The sequence below is a fragment of the Nocardioides endophyticus genome (assembly GCF_039543845.1).
Taxonomy (GTDB): domain Bacteria; phylum Actinomycetota; class Actinomycetes; order Propionibacteriales; family Nocardioidaceae; genus Nocardioides; species Nocardioides endophyticus.
On sequence record NZ_BAABKN010000033.1, the window covers coordinates 15462 to 30849 of the forward strand.

18 protein-coding genes and 1 riboswitch are annotated in these 15388 nt (G+C 71.4%); of the genes, 15 read left to right on the forward strand and 3 right to left on the reverse strand.

Features of this window, described 5'->3' with window-relative positions; translation table 11 throughout:
• The first annotated feature begins 105 nt into the window (after window positions 1-105).
• Window positions 106-960 (forward strand): SDR family oxidoreductase, encoded by an 855-nt coding sequence (locus tag ABEA33_RS24140; RefSeq protein WP_345529656.1) that lies wholly within the window; start codon window positions 106-108, stop codon window positions 958-960.
• A 5-nt stretch (window positions 961-965) separates the two neighbouring features.
• On the opposite strand, the gene ABEA33_RS24145 is transcribed toward ABEA33_RS24140, so the two are convergent.
• Complete coding sequence (locus ABEA33_RS24145) at window positions 966-1769, reverse strand: putative protein N(5)-glutamine methyltransferase (RefSeq protein ID WP_345529657.1); 804 nt, start codon at window positions 1767-1769, stop codon at window positions 966-968.
• Here ABEA33_RS24145 and ABEA33_RS24150 point away from each other — a divergent pair.
• From ABEA33_RS24150 to ABEA33_RS24190, 9 genes are all read left to right on the forward strand, one after another.
• Complete coding sequence (locus tag ABEA33_RS24150; protein ID WP_345529658.1) at window positions 1768-2127, forward strand: hypothetical protein; 360 nt, start codon at window positions 1768-1770, stop codon at window positions 2125-2127. The two genes, ABEA33_RS24145 and ABEA33_RS24150, sit on opposite strands and share 2 nt — an antisense overlap.
• Complete coding sequence (locus tag ABEA33_RS24155) at window positions 2124-2558, forward strand: hypothetical protein (RefSeq protein WP_345529659.1); 435 nt, start codon at window positions 2124-2126, stop codon at window positions 2556-2558. Before ABEA33_RS24150 ends, ABEA33_RS24155 begins: the two co-directional genes overlap by 4 nt.
• 50 nt (window positions 2559-2608) lie before the next feature.
• Window positions 2609-3013 carry a hypothetical protein gene (locus tag ABEA33_RS24160; protein WP_345529660.1) on the forward strand — a complete coding sequence of 135 codons (405 nt, stop codon included), beginning with the start codon at window positions 2609-2611 and terminating at the stop codon, window positions 3011-3013.
• Window positions 3014-3062: 49 nt separating this feature from the next.
• Window positions 3063-4250: an oxidoreductase gene (locus tag ABEA33_RS24165; RefSeq protein ID WP_345529661.1), complete on the forward strand. Its 1188-nt coding sequence runs from the start codon at window positions 3063-3065 to the stop codon at window positions 4248-4250.
• A 114-nt stretch (window positions 4251-4364) separates the two neighbouring features.
• The gene (locus ABEA33_RS24170) at window positions 4365-5450 is read left to right on the forward strand and encodes an NAD(P)H-dependent amine dehydrogenase family protein (RefSeq protein WP_345529662.1); all 1086 of its coding nucleotides are present in this window, start codon (window positions 4365-4367) and stop codon (window positions 5448-5450) included.
• Complete coding sequence (locus tag ABEA33_RS24175; protein ID WP_345529663.1) at window positions 5447-6253, forward strand: SDR family oxidoreductase; 807 nt, start codon at window positions 5447-5449, stop codon at window positions 6251-6253. Before ABEA33_RS24170 ends, ABEA33_RS24175 begins: the two co-directional genes overlap by 4 nt.
• Window positions 6254-6263: 10 nt before the next feature.
• Window positions 6264-7322 (forward strand): MBL fold metallo-hydrolase, encoded by a 1059-nt coding sequence (locus ABEA33_RS24180; protein WP_345529664.1) that lies wholly within the window; start codon window positions 6264-6266, stop codon window positions 7320-7322.
• 78 nt (window positions 7323-7400) lie between these two features.
• Complete coding sequence (locus ABEA33_RS24185; protein ID WP_345529665.1) at window positions 7401-8174, forward strand: hypothetical protein; 774 nt, start codon at window positions 7401-7403, stop codon at window positions 8172-8174.
• Window positions 8171-8674 carry an RDD family protein gene (locus ABEA33_RS24190; protein ID WP_345529666.1) on the forward strand — a complete coding sequence of 168 codons (504 nt, stop codon included), beginning with the start codon at window positions 8171-8173 and terminating at the stop codon, window positions 8672-8674. The genes ABEA33_RS24185 and ABEA33_RS24190 overlap by 4 nt, the downstream gene beginning before the upstream one ends.
• Here the strand turns inward: ABEA33_RS24190 and ABEA33_RS24195 are convergent.
• Together ABEA33_RS24195 and ABEA33_RS24200 are read right to left on the reverse strand one after the other, a co-directional pair.
• Window positions 8664-9095 (reverse strand): GNAT family N-acetyltransferase, encoded by a 432-nt coding sequence (locus ABEA33_RS24195; RefSeq protein ID WP_345529667.1) that lies wholly within the window; start codon window positions 9093-9095, stop codon window positions 8664-8666. The genes ABEA33_RS24190 and ABEA33_RS24195 overlap by 11 nt on opposite strands.
• On the reverse strand, window positions 9092-10006 hold the full coding sequence (locus ABEA33_RS24200) for an alpha/beta hydrolase (protein WP_345529668.1): 915 nt from the start codon (window positions 10004-10006) through the stop codon (window positions 9092-9094). Before ABEA33_RS24200 ends, ABEA33_RS24195 begins: the two co-directional genes overlap by 4 nt.
• Window positions 10007-10081: 75 nt before the next feature.
• Between ABEA33_RS24200 and ABEA33_RS24205 the strand changes: the two genes are divergently transcribed.
• From ABEA33_RS24205 to ABEA33_RS24225, 5 genes are all read left to right on the forward strand, one after another.
• Window positions 10082-10657: a carboxymuconolactone decarboxylase family protein gene (locus ABEA33_RS24205; RefSeq protein WP_345529669.1), complete on the forward strand. Its 576-nt coding sequence runs from the start codon at window positions 10082-10084 to the stop codon at window positions 10655-10657.
• Window positions 10654-11544, forward strand: a complete 891-nt coding sequence (locus ABEA33_RS24210) for an RNA polymerase sigma-70 factor (protein WP_345529670.1) — start codon at window positions 10654-10656, stop codon at window positions 11542-11544. The genes ABEA33_RS24205 and ABEA33_RS24210 overlap by 4 nt, the downstream gene beginning before the upstream one ends.
• A gap of 39 nt (window positions 11545-11583) precedes the next feature.
• Window positions 11584-11692: riboswitch (TPP riboswitch) on the forward strand.
• Window positions 11683-12750 (forward strand): thiamine ABC transporter substrate-binding protein, encoded by a 1068-nt coding sequence (locus ABEA33_RS24215; RefSeq protein ID WP_345529671.1) that lies wholly within the window; start codon window positions 11683-11685, stop codon window positions 12748-12750. (Overlaps the previous riboswitch by 10 nt.)
• On the forward strand, window positions 12747-14381 hold the full coding sequence (locus tag ABEA33_RS24220) for an ABC transporter permease (protein ID WP_345529672.1): 1635 nt from the start codon (window positions 12747-12749) through the stop codon (window positions 14379-14381). Before ABEA33_RS24215 ends, ABEA33_RS24220 begins: the two co-directional genes overlap by 4 nt.
• The gene (locus ABEA33_RS24225) at window positions 14381-15373 is read left to right on the forward strand and encodes an ABC transporter ATP-binding protein (RefSeq protein WP_345529673.1); all 993 of its coding nucleotides are present in this window, start codon (window positions 14381-14383) and stop codon (window positions 15371-15373) included. Before ABEA33_RS24220 ends, ABEA33_RS24225 begins: the two co-directional genes overlap by 1 nt.
• Window positions 15374-15388 lie beyond the last annotated feature (15 nt).

Genomic DNA, 15388 nt, shown 5'->3' on the forward strand with positions numbered 1-15388 from the left:
TGAGGTTGGTACCCCACTTTGAAGTGGGTACTGCCGATCGGGAAGGTGCGTCCGGTGTGCGTCGTTCGGACAGGTGAAGCAACCGCAACCACCTGGAGGAATGTCATGTCGATCGTCGTCACCGGAGCCACTGGCCACCTGGGCCGCTTGACCGTGGAGGCGCTGCTGAAGCGCGGGGTCGACCCCGCCGAGGTCGTGGCCACGGGGCGGTCCGTCGAGAGGCTGGCGGACCTGGCCGAGCGCGGAGTCCGCGTCGAGCGGCTCGACTTCGACGACGTACCCGACTCCGTCCCGTGGCTGGGTGCGGGCGACGTCGTCCTGCTCGTCTCCGGCAGCGAGGTCGGCAAGCGGGTGCCGCAGCACACCGCTGTGGTCGAGCTCGCCCGGCGCGCCGGCGTCGGCCGGATCGTCTACACGAGCGCGCCGGCCGCCGACGACACCGCGCTCGTGCTCGCTCCCGAGCACGCCGCGACCGAGCGCGTGATCCGGGCGAGCGGCCTGCCGTTCACCTTCCTGCGCAACGGCTGGTACGACGAGAACTACCTGGCGGCGTTCGACCAGGCGAAGGCCACCGGCGCCGTCGTGGGCAACGCCGGCGACGGCCGGGTCGCGAGCGCGCCGCGCGCCGACTACGCAGAGGCGGCCGCCGTGGTGCTGAGCACCGACGGTCACGACGATGCTGTCTACGAGCTCTCCGGCGACGTCGCGTGGACGTTCGACGACCTGGCGGCGACTTTCGGTGAGGTGCTCGGCCGCGAGGTCACCTATCAGCGCCTGACCCCCGACGAGCACCGTCAGCTGCTGCTCGGCGCGGGTCTCGACGAGGGCACGGCCAGCTTCGTCGTCGCGCTCGACCAGAACATCGCCGAAGGTCTTGTCGGCGTCACCACCGGCGAGCTCGCCAAGCTGCTGGGCCGCCCGACCGTCCCGCTCGCGGAGACTGTCCGCTCCTGGGTCTGAGAGTTTCATCGGTCAGCCGATGAGACGCTGCGGCTCAGCAGCCCGACCACCACGGTGCCGTCGACGTCGTCATCGCGTACGACGTCGACGGCCAGCCCGGCGACGGTCATCAACGCCGCGGTCAGCGGCGCCTGGGCGAGGCTGGTCTCGATCAGCAGCCGCCCGCCCGGCATCAGCCACCCGCCTGCCCCCGCGATGACGCCGCGCTGGACGTCCAGGCCGTCCGACCCACCGTCGAGGGCGACCCGGTGCTCGTGGTCCCGGGCCTCCGGCGGCATCAGCGCGATCTCGCCGGTCGGCACGTACGGCGCGTTCACGACCAGCACCGTGACCCGGCCGCGCAGGTCGTCGGGCAGCGCCGCGTAGAGGTCGCCCTCGAAGACCCGTCCGGGCGGCAGGTTGCGGCGCGCGCAGCTCACGGCGTCCGGGTCGACGTCCGCGGCGTACACCTCGAGGCCGGGGACGACGGCCAGCAGCGCCGCGCCGAGGGCGCCGGTGCCACAGCACAGGTCGACGGCGACGTCGCCAGCGGACAGGCCGGCCGCGGCGGCGCGAACCAATGCCGACGACCGCTGCCGCGGCACGAAGACGCCCGGCGCGACCGCGACCCGGATGCCGCAGAAGTCGGCGTACCCGACGACCAGCTCCAACGGCTCGCCCGCGACCCGGCGTGCGGTCAGCGCGGCCAGCTCCGCACGGTCTGTCGCCGCCTCGGTCAGCACCCGGGCCTCGTCTTCGGCGAAGACGCTGCCGGCGGCGCGGAGGGTGGCGACCAGCGCGTCGTACGGCATGGTCGATGATGCTCCCATGCCGAGCGTCTCCACCCAGATCACCTTCATCGTGGTCGGGTACGCCGCGCTGGTGGCGGTGCTCGCCCTCGTCGTCGCGCTGCGCCACGGTGAGCGGCCCGGATGGCTCGACCAGCTGGCGTGGATGCTCGAAGCCCTGCTCGTCGTACGCGCCCTCGCCGGCCTCGGCGCGCTCGGCGGCGACGGCCCGCCGTCGACGTCGACGTACGTCGGCTACCTGCTCGCGTCGGTCTGCGTGCTCCCGATCGCGATGCAGTCGATCAAGGACGACCGGGCAGTCTGGTCTTCGGCGGTGATCGCGGTCGCGGCGGTCGCGGTCGGCGTGGTCGCCGTACGCCTCGAGATGACGGCCTCGTGACCACTGCGTCGCATGAGCCCGGCCCGCGCAGCGGGCCGCACAAGGTGCTGCTCGCCGTCTACGCGCTCTTCGCTCTCGCCGCCGGCGCACGGGCGCTGGTCCAGCTGGCGACGCAGTACGACGAGGCGCCGGTCGCCTACTGGCTCTCGCTCGCCGCCGCCGTCACCTACGCCCTCGGCTGGTACGCGATCCGGCAGGCGTCGGTCGGTCACACCGGCTTCGCCAGCGTCATGCTCTGGGTCGAGCTCGCCGGGGTGCTCACCGTCGGCACGCTCAGCCTGGTCGAGTCGGACTGGTTCCCGGACGCCTCGGTGTGGTCCGACTACGGCATCGGCTACGGCTTCGTGCCGGCGGCGCTGCCGATCGCGGGGCTGCTGTGGCTGCGCCAGCAGAAGCGGCTCCCAGTCGGTTCCCAGTCGCGCGACGACTGACTCCAGTCCGACCCCAGTCGGTGCCAAGAGCCCGACGACATGGTGCTCCCATGAACACGCTGATCGCCCTCGCAGTCCCGCTCGCGATTCTGGTCGCCTACCTGGCGACCATGCCCTCGTCCCAGGCCCGTGAGGCCGAGAGCAGGGCGCGCCGCGTCTCCCGCTGCCCGGCGCTCGCCAACCTCGGCGACGTGCAGCGGCGCCTCGACGCGGAGCTGCCGGACCGTCAGGTCGACTTCGTCCTGGCCCGCATCGCCCAGCACGGCATCGACGCCCGGACCCTGTGGGCGTGGCTGGACCGGTTCGGGGCCGACCCGCTCGTGCTGGCCCTGGCATCCGGCCACGGCTACGCCGGCGTGCTGCGGATCCTGCGCGACCAGACGTCGTACGACGAGCACGAGGCGCGGCTGCTGGCTCGGCTCAGCACCCCCGAGCTGTTCGAGGTCGCGGCCTGAGTCAGCCGGAACTCCGTCATCAGGGTGGAACGTGTTCTAGATTGCTGTCGTGTCTCCCGACGTCTTCGCACCCGCCCGGCTCGGCCCGGTCAAGCTCCGCAATCGGACGGTGAAGGCGGCGACCTTCGAAGGCCGCGCGCCGCACGGCCAGGTGACCGACTCCCTGATCGACTACCACCTGGCCGTGGCGCGCGGCGGCGTCGGACTCACCACGGTCGCCTACCTCGCCGTCGCCTCGGAGGGCCGGACCCACCGCGAGCAGATCGTGGTCGGGCCGGAAACTCGCGACGGGCTGGCCCGGATGGCCGCCACGATCCACGAGACCGGGGCGGCGATCGCCGGCCAGGTCGGGCATGCGGGCCCGGTCGCCAACGGCCGCTCCAACGGCGTCAAGGCGATCAGCGCCTCGCGGATGCCCAGCCCGCTCTCGATGCAGATGATCCGCTCGGCCACCGAGGCCGACCTGGCCCGCGTCACCAGGGCGTATGTCGCCACCGCCCGCACCCTCGTCGATGCCGGCTTCGACGTGCTCGAGCTGCACATGGCGCACAGCTACCTGATCTCGTCGTTCCTGGCGCCCGGCCTCAACCGCCGCAAGGACGGGTACGGCGGGTCGCTGGAGAACCGCGCCAAGCTCGGCCGCCAGGTGGCGCGCGCGGTCCGCGACGAGGTCGGTGACTCGGTCGCGGTCACAGCGAAGATCTCGCTGTCCGACGGATTCAAGGGCGGGGTGACGACCGACGCGGGGCTCGAGTACGCCCAGCTCCTGGAGTCGGACGGCACCCTCGACGCCCTCCAGCTCAGCGGCGGCTCGTCACTGATGAACCCGATGTACCTCTTCCGCGGGGAGGCCCCCTTGAAGGAGTTCGCCGCGACGATGCCCCTCGTCGTACGCCTCGGGATGAAGACGCCCGTGGGCAAGGGCTTCCTGAAGTCCTACCCCTTCGAGGAGGCGTACTTCCGGGACAAGGCGCTGCGCTTCCGGTCGGCGCTCACGATGCCGCTGATGCTGCTCGGTGGGATCAACCGGGCCGACACCATGGAGCGGGCCATGGCCGACGGCTTCGACTTCGTCGCCATGGGTCGCGCGCTGCTCCGCGAGCCCGACCTGGTCAACCAACTCGCCGCCGGCCGCGCCACGGAGGGCGTCTGCATCCACTGCAACCGGTGCATGCCGACGATCTACACGGGGACGCGGTGTCCGGTGATCACGGAGACGGCGGGATTCCCCGGCTGACCGGGGAAAGCCGCCGACACGCCGTTGCCGCAACAGCGTGTCGGCAGGTTTCGGCTGACAGCCCCAGCCTCCGACCCTTCCCAACTAACTAGAACGTGTTCTAGGTTGACCCGCATGGGAGAGCCACTGAAGGTCGTTGTCTGGTCCACGGGCACCATCGGCCGCCACGCGATTGCCGGGATCGACGCGCACCCGGCGCTGGAGCTGGCCGGGGTGTGGGTGTCCAACCCCGCCAAGGACGGCAAGGACGTCGGGGAGCTGGCCGAGCTCGGCCGCGAGCTGGGCATCCTGGCCACGACGGACCGCGACGCGCTGGTCGCGCTGAAGCCCGACTGCATCGTGCACACCGCGATGGCCGACGACCGGGTCTTCGAGTGCATCCAGGACCTGTTCGGCTTCATCGAGGCCGGCATCAACGTGACCTCCAGCGGGCCGGTGCTGCTGCAGTGGCCGGAGAAGATCCTGCCGCCCGAGATGCTCGAGCGGCTGGCCGAGGCCGGACGGCGTACGGGCGCGAGCCTGCACGTCAACGGCATCGACCCGGGCTTCGCCAACGACGTGCTGCCGCTCGCGCTGACCAGCCTGAGCCAGCGGATCGACGAGGTGCGGGTGATGGAGATCGCCGACTACTCGACGTACTACCAGCCCGTCGTCATGGGCGACATGTTCGGCTTCGGCCGGCCGATGGACTACAAGCCGTTCCTCTGGGAGCCCGGCATCCTGACCATGGCCTGGGGGAGCGTCGTGCGCCAGATCGCGGCCGGGCTCGACATCGTGCTGGACGAGCCGCTGACCGAGTACGTCGACCAGCGGCCGGCCGACTTCGACACCGACTCGGTCTCCGGCGACGTGAAGGCCGGCACGCGGGGCGCGGTCCGATTCGAGCTCAGGGGCCAGGTCGACGGTGTCGACCGGGTCGTCCTCGAGCACGTCACCCGCACCCATCCCGACCAGGTGCCCGAATGGCCCCAGCCCGCCGAGGGCGGCGGTGGCTACCGGGTGGTGATCACCGGGGAGCCGTTCATGCAGTGCGACCTGACCCACCACGGCGAGCACGGCGACCACAACGTCTCCGGCATGATCACGACCGCCCAGCGGATCGTGAACGCCGTCCCCGCCGTCGTTGCCGCACCCGGCGGTCTGGTGACCGCCCTCGACCTCCCGCTCATCACGGGCCGCGGGCTGGTGAGCACCACGTGAGCATCATCGACCGCTTCTCGATCACCGACCAGGTCGCCATCGTCACCGGCGCGGGCCGCGGGCTCGGCGCCGCAACCGCCGTCGCGCTGGCCGAGGCCGGCGCCGACGTGCTCATCTCCGCCCGCACCGCCGAGCAGCTGGAGGTGGTCGCGGAGCGGGTCCGTGCCACGGGCCGACGCTGCGTCGTGGTCCCCGCCGACCTCAGCGACCTCGACGCGGTCGCCGGCCTGGCGCAGGCGGCGTACGACGAGCTCGGGCGGCTCGACACGGTCGTCAACAACGTCGGCGGCACGTTCCCGCGGGAGTTCATGCAGACCAGCAACCGCTTCCTCAACGAGGCCTTCAGCTTCAACGTGACCACCGCGCACGCGCTCACCAAAGCCGCCGTACCGCTGATGCTGCGCGACGACGACGGCACGCAGAAGAGCGTCGTCACCATCAGCTCGATGATGGGGCGTACGGCGGACCGCGGGTTCATCGCCTACGGCACGGCCAAGGCCGCCCTCGCGCACTGGACCAAGATGGCTGCCCAGGACTTGTCGCCGCGCATCCGCGTCAACGGCATCTACGTCGGCTCGATCCTCACCAGCGCGCTCGAGTTCGTCGCGGGCCAGCCCGAGCTCATGGGGCAGCTCGAGGGCAAGACCCCGCTCGGCAGGGTCGGCGAGCCCGAGGACATCGCCGCGGGGGTCCTCTACCTCTCCTCGAAGGCGGGGCAGTACGTCACCGGCAAGCTGCTCGAGATCGACGGCGGGATCCAGCAACCCACCCTCGACCTCGGGTTCGCCGACGTCTCCCCGTAAGGTCCGATCCGTGACGACCTCCAACACCCCCACCGCCGTCGCCGTCTCGCCCGACTCCGGCGAGCACTGGAGCAAGGAGGGCGCCTGGAAGGTGACCGAGGGGATCCACCGGATCCCGCTGCCACTGCCGCTCGACGGGCTCAAGGCCATCAACGTCTACGTCATCGAGACCGACGACGGGCTCACCCTGATCGACGGCGGCTGGTCGATCGAGGTCGCGCGCGACCTGCTCGAGAAGTGCCTCCGCGACGTCGGCTACGGGTTCGGCGACATCAAGCGCTTCCTGGTCACGCACGTCCACCGCGACCACTTCACCCTCGCCACGGTCCTCGGCCACGAGTACGGCGCGGACGTGTCGCTCGGGCTCGGCGAGAAGCCGGCTCTCGAGCTGCTCAACGACCCGGACCTCGACCAGAACCCGTTCATCGACGTGCTCCGCACGGCCGGCGCCCACGAGCTGGCCGAGCTCTGGGCGGTCGGCGACGGCGAGGGGCCGGACCCGTCGATGTGGCTCTTCCCGGACACCTGGCTCGACGGCGACCACCAGATCGCGGTCGGTGCCCGCACCATCGACGCCGTACACACCCCGGGGCACACGCCGGGGCACTACGTGTACGCCGACCGGGCCGCCGGGCTGCTCTTCGCCGGCGACCACGTGCTGCCCACGATCACCCCGTCGATCGGCTTCACCGTCCCACCGACGCCGGACCCGCTCGGCGACTTCATGGCGTCGCTGACGAAGGTCCGCTCGCTCCCGGACCTCACGATCCTGCCGGCGCACGGCCCGGTGGCGCCGTCGTCGCACCAGCGCGTCGACGAGCTGCTGGCCTTCCACGACCGCCGGCTCGACCTCAGTCTCGCCGCGCTCGCCGACGGACCGGCCACCGGCTTCACCGTCGCCCACCAGCTCGGCTGGACCCGCCACGAGCGTGCGTACGACGAGCTCGACGAGTTCAGCCAGGGCATGGCGGCGATGGAGACGAAGGCGCACCTCGAGCTGCTGGTCGCGCAGGGCCGGGCGACCTGTGAGGACACTCCCGAGGGCGTGCAGTTCACGGCAACCTCCTGATTCTCGTCCGTACCGGGTGAGGCCGATCCGGACATCCGGGTCCACGCTGAGCGTGGACGGACGTGTCAGGAGGCGTGAATGGGTGCGTCGACCGAGCTGGAGCCGATCCCGGGACCTGACCGTCCTACGGCGGTCGACCTCACCATCGGGTTGGCGCTGTCGGCGGTCGGCCTCGCGGCCGGTGTCGGCCGCCGGGTGGTGGGGGTAGCCAGGCCGGTCGCTGCACCGCTGACCGGACTCGTGCTGCGACCCCCGGTCGTCGCCGAGCGCTACCAGCCAGGGACCTGGGTGGTCGTGGCCGGACATCGCGGCGCGGCTCGCCGCGAGCGTCTGGTCGTCGAGGTGACCACCATGCTCGACCTGCTGGTGCCGGCCATCGCCGACGCCTTGCTGCGGCGGCTGGACCTGACCGACGTCGTACGCCGCTACGTGGACCTCGACGACCTGGTCGCCTCCGTCGATCTCGACAAGGCGGTCCGCCGGGTGGACATCGACGCCGTCATCGGCCGGTTGGACCTGGACCGCATCGTCCGGGAGCGGGTCGACCTGGACGGCATCGTGGCGACGGTGGACCTCGACGCGGTCGCGGCGCGGATCGACATCGACGCCGTGATCAGCCGGATCGACCTGGTCGGCCTCGCCGAGGACGTCATCGCCGAGGTCGACCTGCCCGAGATCATCCGGGAGTCCACCGGGTCGATGGCGTCCGAGACGGTGCGCGGCGTCCGGATGCAGGGCATCTCCGCCGACGAGGCCGTGGGCCGCGCGGTGGACCGGTTCCGGCTGCGGCGCCACCGCGAGGTGCCGCCCGTCCCACCCGAGGCTCCGCCCCAGAGGGGGAACGAGCCATGACCGACCACGACCTCAGCCACATCCCGCGCGAGGCTCGCGCCTTCCAGGGCCGTCCGGCCGGCATCGTCAGCAGGCTGATCGCCAACACCGTCGACGCCGCCGTCGTCGGCGGCATCCTGCTCGCGTCCTACCTCGGGGTCAACGGACTGCTGTTCTTCCTCGACCCGCGGAGCTTCCACTTCCGCGAGCCGATCCCGCTGCTCACGCTGACGTCGGCGTTCGTGGTCGCCGGGCTCTACCTCGGCATCTCGTGGGCGCTGGTCGCTCGCACCTATGGCTGCCACGTCATGGGGCTCCGCGTCGTCGGTCGCCGTGGCCACCGGCTCCGGGTCGTCGTGGCCCTGGCGCGCGCTGTGTTCTGCGTCGTCTTCCCGATCGGACTGTTCTGGTGTGTCATCAACCCAAGGTCGCGAAGCGTGCAGGACATCGTCCTGCGCACCGCAGTGGTCTACGACTGGATGCCGCACCCGACCCAGCCGGGCGCGACCGTCAGCGACTGAGCCGCATCGGCAGGTGCGGGATGTCGTCCTCGACGAACTCCGGGCCGTTGACCTCGAAGCCGAACGTCGCGTACCAACCCGCCAGCGGGGACTGCGCGTCCAGCACCACGTCGCGGCCCGTGGCGACGGCGAGCGCCCCTTTCATCACCAGGTCGGCGAGGCCGCGACCGCGGGCGCTCGGGTCCAGCACCACCCGGCCGATCCGCCAGCACTGCGGGTCGTCCAGCACCCGCGCGTAGCCGAGCAGCAGGTCGTCGTCGCGCAGCAGCACGTGACGGGTTCCGGGCTCGGAGTCCCGGCCGTCGAGGTCGGGGTAGGGGCAGGCCTGCTCGATGACGAAGACGTCCTGGCGCAGCTTCCAGACGGCGTACGCCGTCGGCCCGTCGAGTGCGGTGAACGGGCCGGCGGTGACGGTGATCAACGGAGGAACTCCAGGGTGCGGCGCCAGGCGTCATCGGCCTCCGGCACGAAGGGCAGCAAGGGGTAGACATGGATGAGATCAGCGACCTCGACGTAGGTGAGGTCCCACTCGGCCTCCGCTGCGCGGCGTTCGAGCAGGCGACAGCCGGGTGCCAGCGTGTCGCGGGTGCCGCAGAACATCAGCGCAGGCGGCAGTCCGCCGAGGTCGCCGAGGCCGGGGCTGACCTCGGGGCGGGCGAGATCGTCGGGCGCACCGGCCCACCAGGCGGCGTACGCCTGCAGCTTGCCGAGGAAGAGCCAGGGGTCCCGCGCGGAGAACTCGGCTGTCTCCGGCGTACTCGTCGTGAGGTCGACCCACGGTGAGTGCAGCAGCAGGTGGGACGGCTGCGGCCCACCTCGATCACGCAGGGTGAGGGCCAGCGCGAGCGCGTAGCCGCCGCCGGCCGAGTCCCCGGCGATCACCAGTCGGTCGGAGTCCTCGGCCCAGCGGGCTGCCAGGTCGGCGATGACCGGGTGGGAGTCGCGCCAGGTGTGCTCGGGGGCGAGCGGGTAGTCGGGCAGCACGACCCGGGCGCCGAGCTCGACGGCGAGGCGGGTGGCGTAGCGGACGTGGTTGGGGTCGACCCCGGACACGTAGCCCCCGCCGTGCAGATAGAGGAGTGTGTGGCGCGGGTCAGTGCCGCGCGGCGTGATCCCGTACGACGCGAACTCGCCGGACGCCCCTGTCAGCACCTCGGTCACGACGCAGAAGCGCTTCTCGAAGCCGCGCACCAGCCGCGTCGGCAGGGTGCGCGGCGTGGCGGCGTGGCGCTCCTCCAGGCGGGCCCGCTCGACGTCGGGGGACTCGAGCTCGCTCGCCTTGCGCAGCCGCGGGACGGCCCACGCGAGCAGCTGATGGCGTCGGCTCGGCATGTGCTCAGCGTAGGGATGTCACAGATCCAGGACGAGCGGTGTCTCCATGGCGACACACACAACCGAGGAGGAGACATGCCCAGCACGTTCCGGATCCCCAAGGCCCCGATCACCGGTCTCTACGGGAAGGTGATGTCGGCGTACGCCCGACGCGCCTACGGCCAGTTCCCCGACAACGCCTACGTCTACTTCCACCAGAGGCAGGTGCTCAAGGCGGTCGTCGGCTTCGAGAGCAAGGTGTCGAAGTGGGACGCTCTCGACCCGACGCTGAAGTCCTACGCGCAGCTCGCGAGCGCCGGCGTCATCGGCTGCAGCTGGTGCCTGGACTTCGGCTACTTCATGGCGCACAACGACGGCCTCGACCTTGCCAAGGTCCGCGAGGTGCCGCGCTGGCGCGAGTCCGACGCGTTCACACCGCTGGAGCGCGACGTCCTGGAGTACGCCGAGGCGATGAGCACCACGCCGCTGACCGTCACCGACGAGATGACCGCGCACCTGCTCGACCAGCTCAGCGCGCCGGCGGTCGTCGAGCTCACCCAGATGGTCGCGCTGGAGAACATGCGCTCGCGCTTCAACTCCGCGGCCGGCCTGCAGAGCCAGGGATATTCGGATGTGTGCGAGCTGCCGCTCGCCGTACCGTCGAACGCATGACGGCCTCTCGGAAGAGCACACCGGACGCCACGGACGTCTTCGTCGCCCACCGCAACCTGCTCTTCACGGTCGCCTACGAGATGCTCGGCACGGCCGCGGACGCCGAGGACGTGCTGCAGGAGACCTGGCTGCGCTGGGTGGACGTCGACCGGAGCCAGGTGCGCGACGACCGTGCCTACCTGGTGCGGATCAGCACCAGGCTCGCCCTGAACCGGATGCGCACCAACGCGCGTCGCCGCGAGTCGTACGTCGGGCCGTGGCTGCCCGAGCCGCTGCTGACCACGCCCGACGTGGCCGAGGACGTCGAGCTCGCCGACTCGGTCTCGGTGGCGATGCTCACCGTGCTCGAGACGCTGGCGCCGACCGAGCGGGCGGTCTTCGTGCTGCGCGAGGTCTTCGACTTCGAGTACGACGAGATCGCGGCAGCGGTCGAGAAGACGCCGGTCGCCGTACGCCAGATCGCCAGCAGGGCAAGGGCACACGTCGCCGAACGGCGTCCGCGCGCCGAGGCGACGCCGGGGGAGCGGGACCGGGTGCTGCAGCGGTTCATGGTCGCCGCGTCGACCGGTGACATCCAGAGCCTGCTCGACGTGCTCGCCCCCGACGTCGTCCTCGTCACAGATGGCGGTGGGGTCAAGAAGGCAGCCCTGCGGCCGATCCTCGGTGCGGACAAGGTGGTGCGTTTCCTGGCAGGGGTCTCCGAGGGGCCGGCCGAGGCGGACATCGTGGTCGTCAACGGTGCACCGGCGCTGCGGATCATCCTCGACGGCGAGCTCGACACGATCGCCACGTTCGCGGTCGAGGCCGGCCTGGTCACCGGCCTCTACGCCATCCGCAACCCCGCCAAGCTCGCGCGGCTGGACGCCGTGGTGTCGCTCACCCGGTGAGCCTCGAGACCACGACCGAGGACGACGTACTAGAGTCCACCTCACAGACAGGGGAGCACGCCACGCGTGCTGAGAGTGCGGACAAGCCGCAGACCCTACGAACCTGATCCGGTTAGTACCGGCGATAGGGAGTCACCAGTGAGACACCTGCGCATGCTCGCGCCCACCCTGGCCGTCGTCCTCGCGGCCTCCGCCTGCTCGGTGATCGGCGGCGACGACGATGCCGGCAAGGACACCTCCTCCGGGGCCGCCTCGAAGCGCGTCGTCCTGGTCACGCACGAGTCGTTCGTGCTGCCCGAGGAGCTGCAGAGGCAGTTCGAGAAGGACACCGGCTACGAGATCGAGACCCGCGCCTCCGGTGACGCGGGCGCGCTGACCAACAAGCTGGTGCTCACCAAGGAGAACCCGCTCGGCGACGTCGCCTTCGGTGTCGACAACACCTTCGCGTCGCGGGCGCTCGACGAGGGCGTGTTCGCGCCCTACGCCGCCAAGCTGCCGGAGGGCGCCGACGAGTTCCTGCTCGAGGGCGACGACGACCAGAGACTGTCGCCGGTCGACAACGCCAACGTCTGCGTGAACGTCGACGACACGTGGTTCGCCGACAAGGGAGTCACGCCGCCGAGGAGTCTCGACGATCTCGTGAAGCCGGCGTACAAGGACCTCTTCGTCACCTCCGGTGCCGCGACCAGCTCGCCGGGCATGGCCTTCCTGCTGGCCACGATCGCGAAGTACGGCGACGACTGGCCCGACTACTGGGCCGACCTCATGGACAACGGCGCGCTGCTGACCGACGGCTGGTCCGACGCCTACCAGGTCGACTTCACCCAGGGTGGCGGCAAGGGCGACCGGCCGATCGTGCTCTCCTACGACTCGTCACCGGCGTTCACCATCGCCGACGACGGGACGTCCACGACCAGCGCGCTGCTCGACACCTGCTTCCGCCAGGTGGAGTACGCCGGCGTGCTCGACGGCGCCGAGAACCCCGACGGCGCCAAGGCTCTGGTCGACTTCCTGCTGTCGCCCGAGGTGCAGGCAGCGCTGCCGGACAGCATGTACGTCTTCCCGGTCGACTCGTCGGTGCAGCTGCCGGCCGAGTGGGCGGAGTTCGCGAAGCAGCCGACCGACCCTTGGCAGGTCGACCCGGCCGACATCGCCGCCAACCGCGACGACTGGCTGCGCGAGTGGAGCGACATCACCTCGCGATGAAGCGCATCCTGGCGCTGGTCGGCCTGGCGGCGGTGCCGCTGGCCGTCCTCGGCGTCTTCTTCGTGCTGCCGGTCAGCGGGATGCTGGCGGAGGGGTTCTGGGTCGACGGCCGGTTCGACCCGGCCGCGGTCGCCGAGGTGCTCACCCGTCCGCGCACGTTGCGGGTCATCTGGTTCACGGCCTGGTCGGCGCTGGCGGGTACGACGGTGGCGGTGCTGCTCGGCGTACCCGCCGCGCACCTGCTGCACCGCCGCCGGTTCCGCGGGCGAGGAGTGCTGCGGGCGCTGCTGCTGGTGCCGTTCGTGCTGCCGACCGTCGTGGTCGGCGTTGCCTTCCGTGAGCTGATCGGAGAGGCCGGACCGCTCGGCTTCCTCGGCTTCGACGGATCCGCCGGCGCGATCATCGCGGGGCTGGCGTTCTTCAACGTCGCAGTCGTGATCCGTGCCGTCGGCGCCGCCTGGGAGTCACTCGACCCGCGACCCGCGGAGGCCGCCGCCGCACTGGGGGCCGGGCCGGCCCATGTCTTCCGGACCGTCACGCTGCCGGCGCTGCGGCCCGCGATCGTGTCGGCCGCGAGCGTGGTCTTCCTCTTCTGTGCCACCGCCTTCGGGGTCGTGCTGACCCTCGGTGGGCTGCGCTACTCCTCGGTCGAGACCGAGATCTACCTGCTGACCACCAACCTGCTCGACCTCCAGGCGGCGGCCGCGCTGTCGATCGTGCAGCTGCTGGCGATCACGGCTCTGCTGTTCGTCACCAGCCGCCTGCGCGCGGTGGCCGACCCGAGCCTGGCGCGTACGACGGCTCGCCCACCGCGAGTCTCCCGCGGGGACTGGCCGAGCCTGCTCGCGACGCTGCTGGTGATCGTGCTCGTCGGGCTGCCGATCGCGGCTCTGGTCGTCGGCTCGCTGCAGGTCGGCGACGGCTGGGGACTGGGCAACTACCGGGCGCTCACGACGGTCGGGTCTCGCGATGCGTTGCTGGTGCCGGCGACCGACGCCCTCGTCACCTCGCTGCGGACCGCGGTCGACGCGACCTGGATGTCGCTGTCTCTGGGGCTGCTGGTCGCGGTGATCGTCACACGGCGCTCGCACACCCGTGCCGAACGCCGGGTGCGCGGCCTGGTCGACGGCCTCTTCATGCTTCCGCTCGGCGTGTCCGCGGTGACGCTCGGCTTCGGCTTCCTGATCACGCTCGACGAGCCGCCCCTCGACCTGCGGGACTCGCTCCTCCTGGTGCCCATCGCCCAGGCGCTGGTGGCCCTCCCGCTCGTCGTACGCACCCTGGCGCCGGCGCTCGGCGGGGTCGACGACCGGCAGCGGCAGGCCGCGGCGTCGCTCGGCGCCGGACCGCTTCGAACGTTTGTGACAGTCGACCTGCCGATCATGTGGAAGCCCCTGCTGGCGGCCGCCGGATTCGCGTTCGCGGTGTCGCTGGGGGAGTTCGGCGCCACGTCGTTCCTCGCCCGGGACGAGACCCCGACCATGCCGATCGTGATCTTCCACCTCATCGGGCACCCCGGTGCGATGAACTACGGCATGGCCCTCGCCGCCTCTGTCGTGCTCGCCGCCACGACCGCCGTCGTGATGCTCGCGGTCGAGCGGCTGCGGGTGCCGTCACTAGGAGCCTTCTGATGCTGACCCTCGACGACGTCTCCGTCGCGTACGACGGCGTGCCGGCCGTCGTCGACGCCTCGCTGCGGCTCGAGGACGGCCACGTCCTCGCCGTGCTCGGACCCAGCGGATCGGGCAAGTCGACCCTGCTGCGGGCGATCGCCGGGCTCGAGCCGGTCGCGTCCGGCCGGATCTCCTGGGACGGCAGCGACCTCGACGGCGTACCCACCCACAAGCGCGGGTTCGCGCTGATGTTCCAGGACGGCCAGCTCTTCGGACACCTGACGGTTGCCCGCAACGTCGGCTACGCACTGCGCCTGCGGCGTACGCCCAACGCCGCCGCGCGGGTGCGCGAGCTGCTGGCGCTGGTCGGACTGGAGGGCTACGGCGACCGTCTGCCGGCGACGCTCTCGGGTGGCGAGCGGCAGCGGGTCGCGCTGGCCCGCTCGCTGGCGGTGCAGCCCCGGCTGCTGCTGCTCGACGAGCCGCTGTCGGCCCTCGACGCCGGCCTGCGCGAGCGGCTCGCCAACGACCTGCGCGACATCCTGCGCGAGGCCGGGACCACGGCGCTGATGGTCACGCACGACCAGGAGGAGGCGTTCACCGTCGCCGACCGGCTGGCCGTGATGCGCGGCGGTCGGATCGTGCAGCAGGGCGACATCGCCGCTGTCTGGCGGGCGCCGGCGGACGCGGCGACCGCCTTGTTCCTGGGCTACGCCCGGGTGCTGGAGGGCGCTGCCGGCGGCGTGCTCCTGCGGGCCGCCGGGCTCGCCGGCGCCGACGCCGCGGTCGCCGTACGCCGGTCTGCACTGGTCGTCGCGGACTCCGGGCCGCTCTCGGGGACGGTGCTCTCGGCCCGGGTCACGCCCGAGCAGATCCGGCTCGTGGTGGTCGTCGACGGCATCGGCGAGCTGGACGCGGTCGCCCGCCTGGACACGCACCCCGCCACCGGCGACCAGGTGTCGATGGTGGTTGACGCCTCACGGCTGGCCGTGACACCGACCCGTCATTGACTGGTCACACTCCCT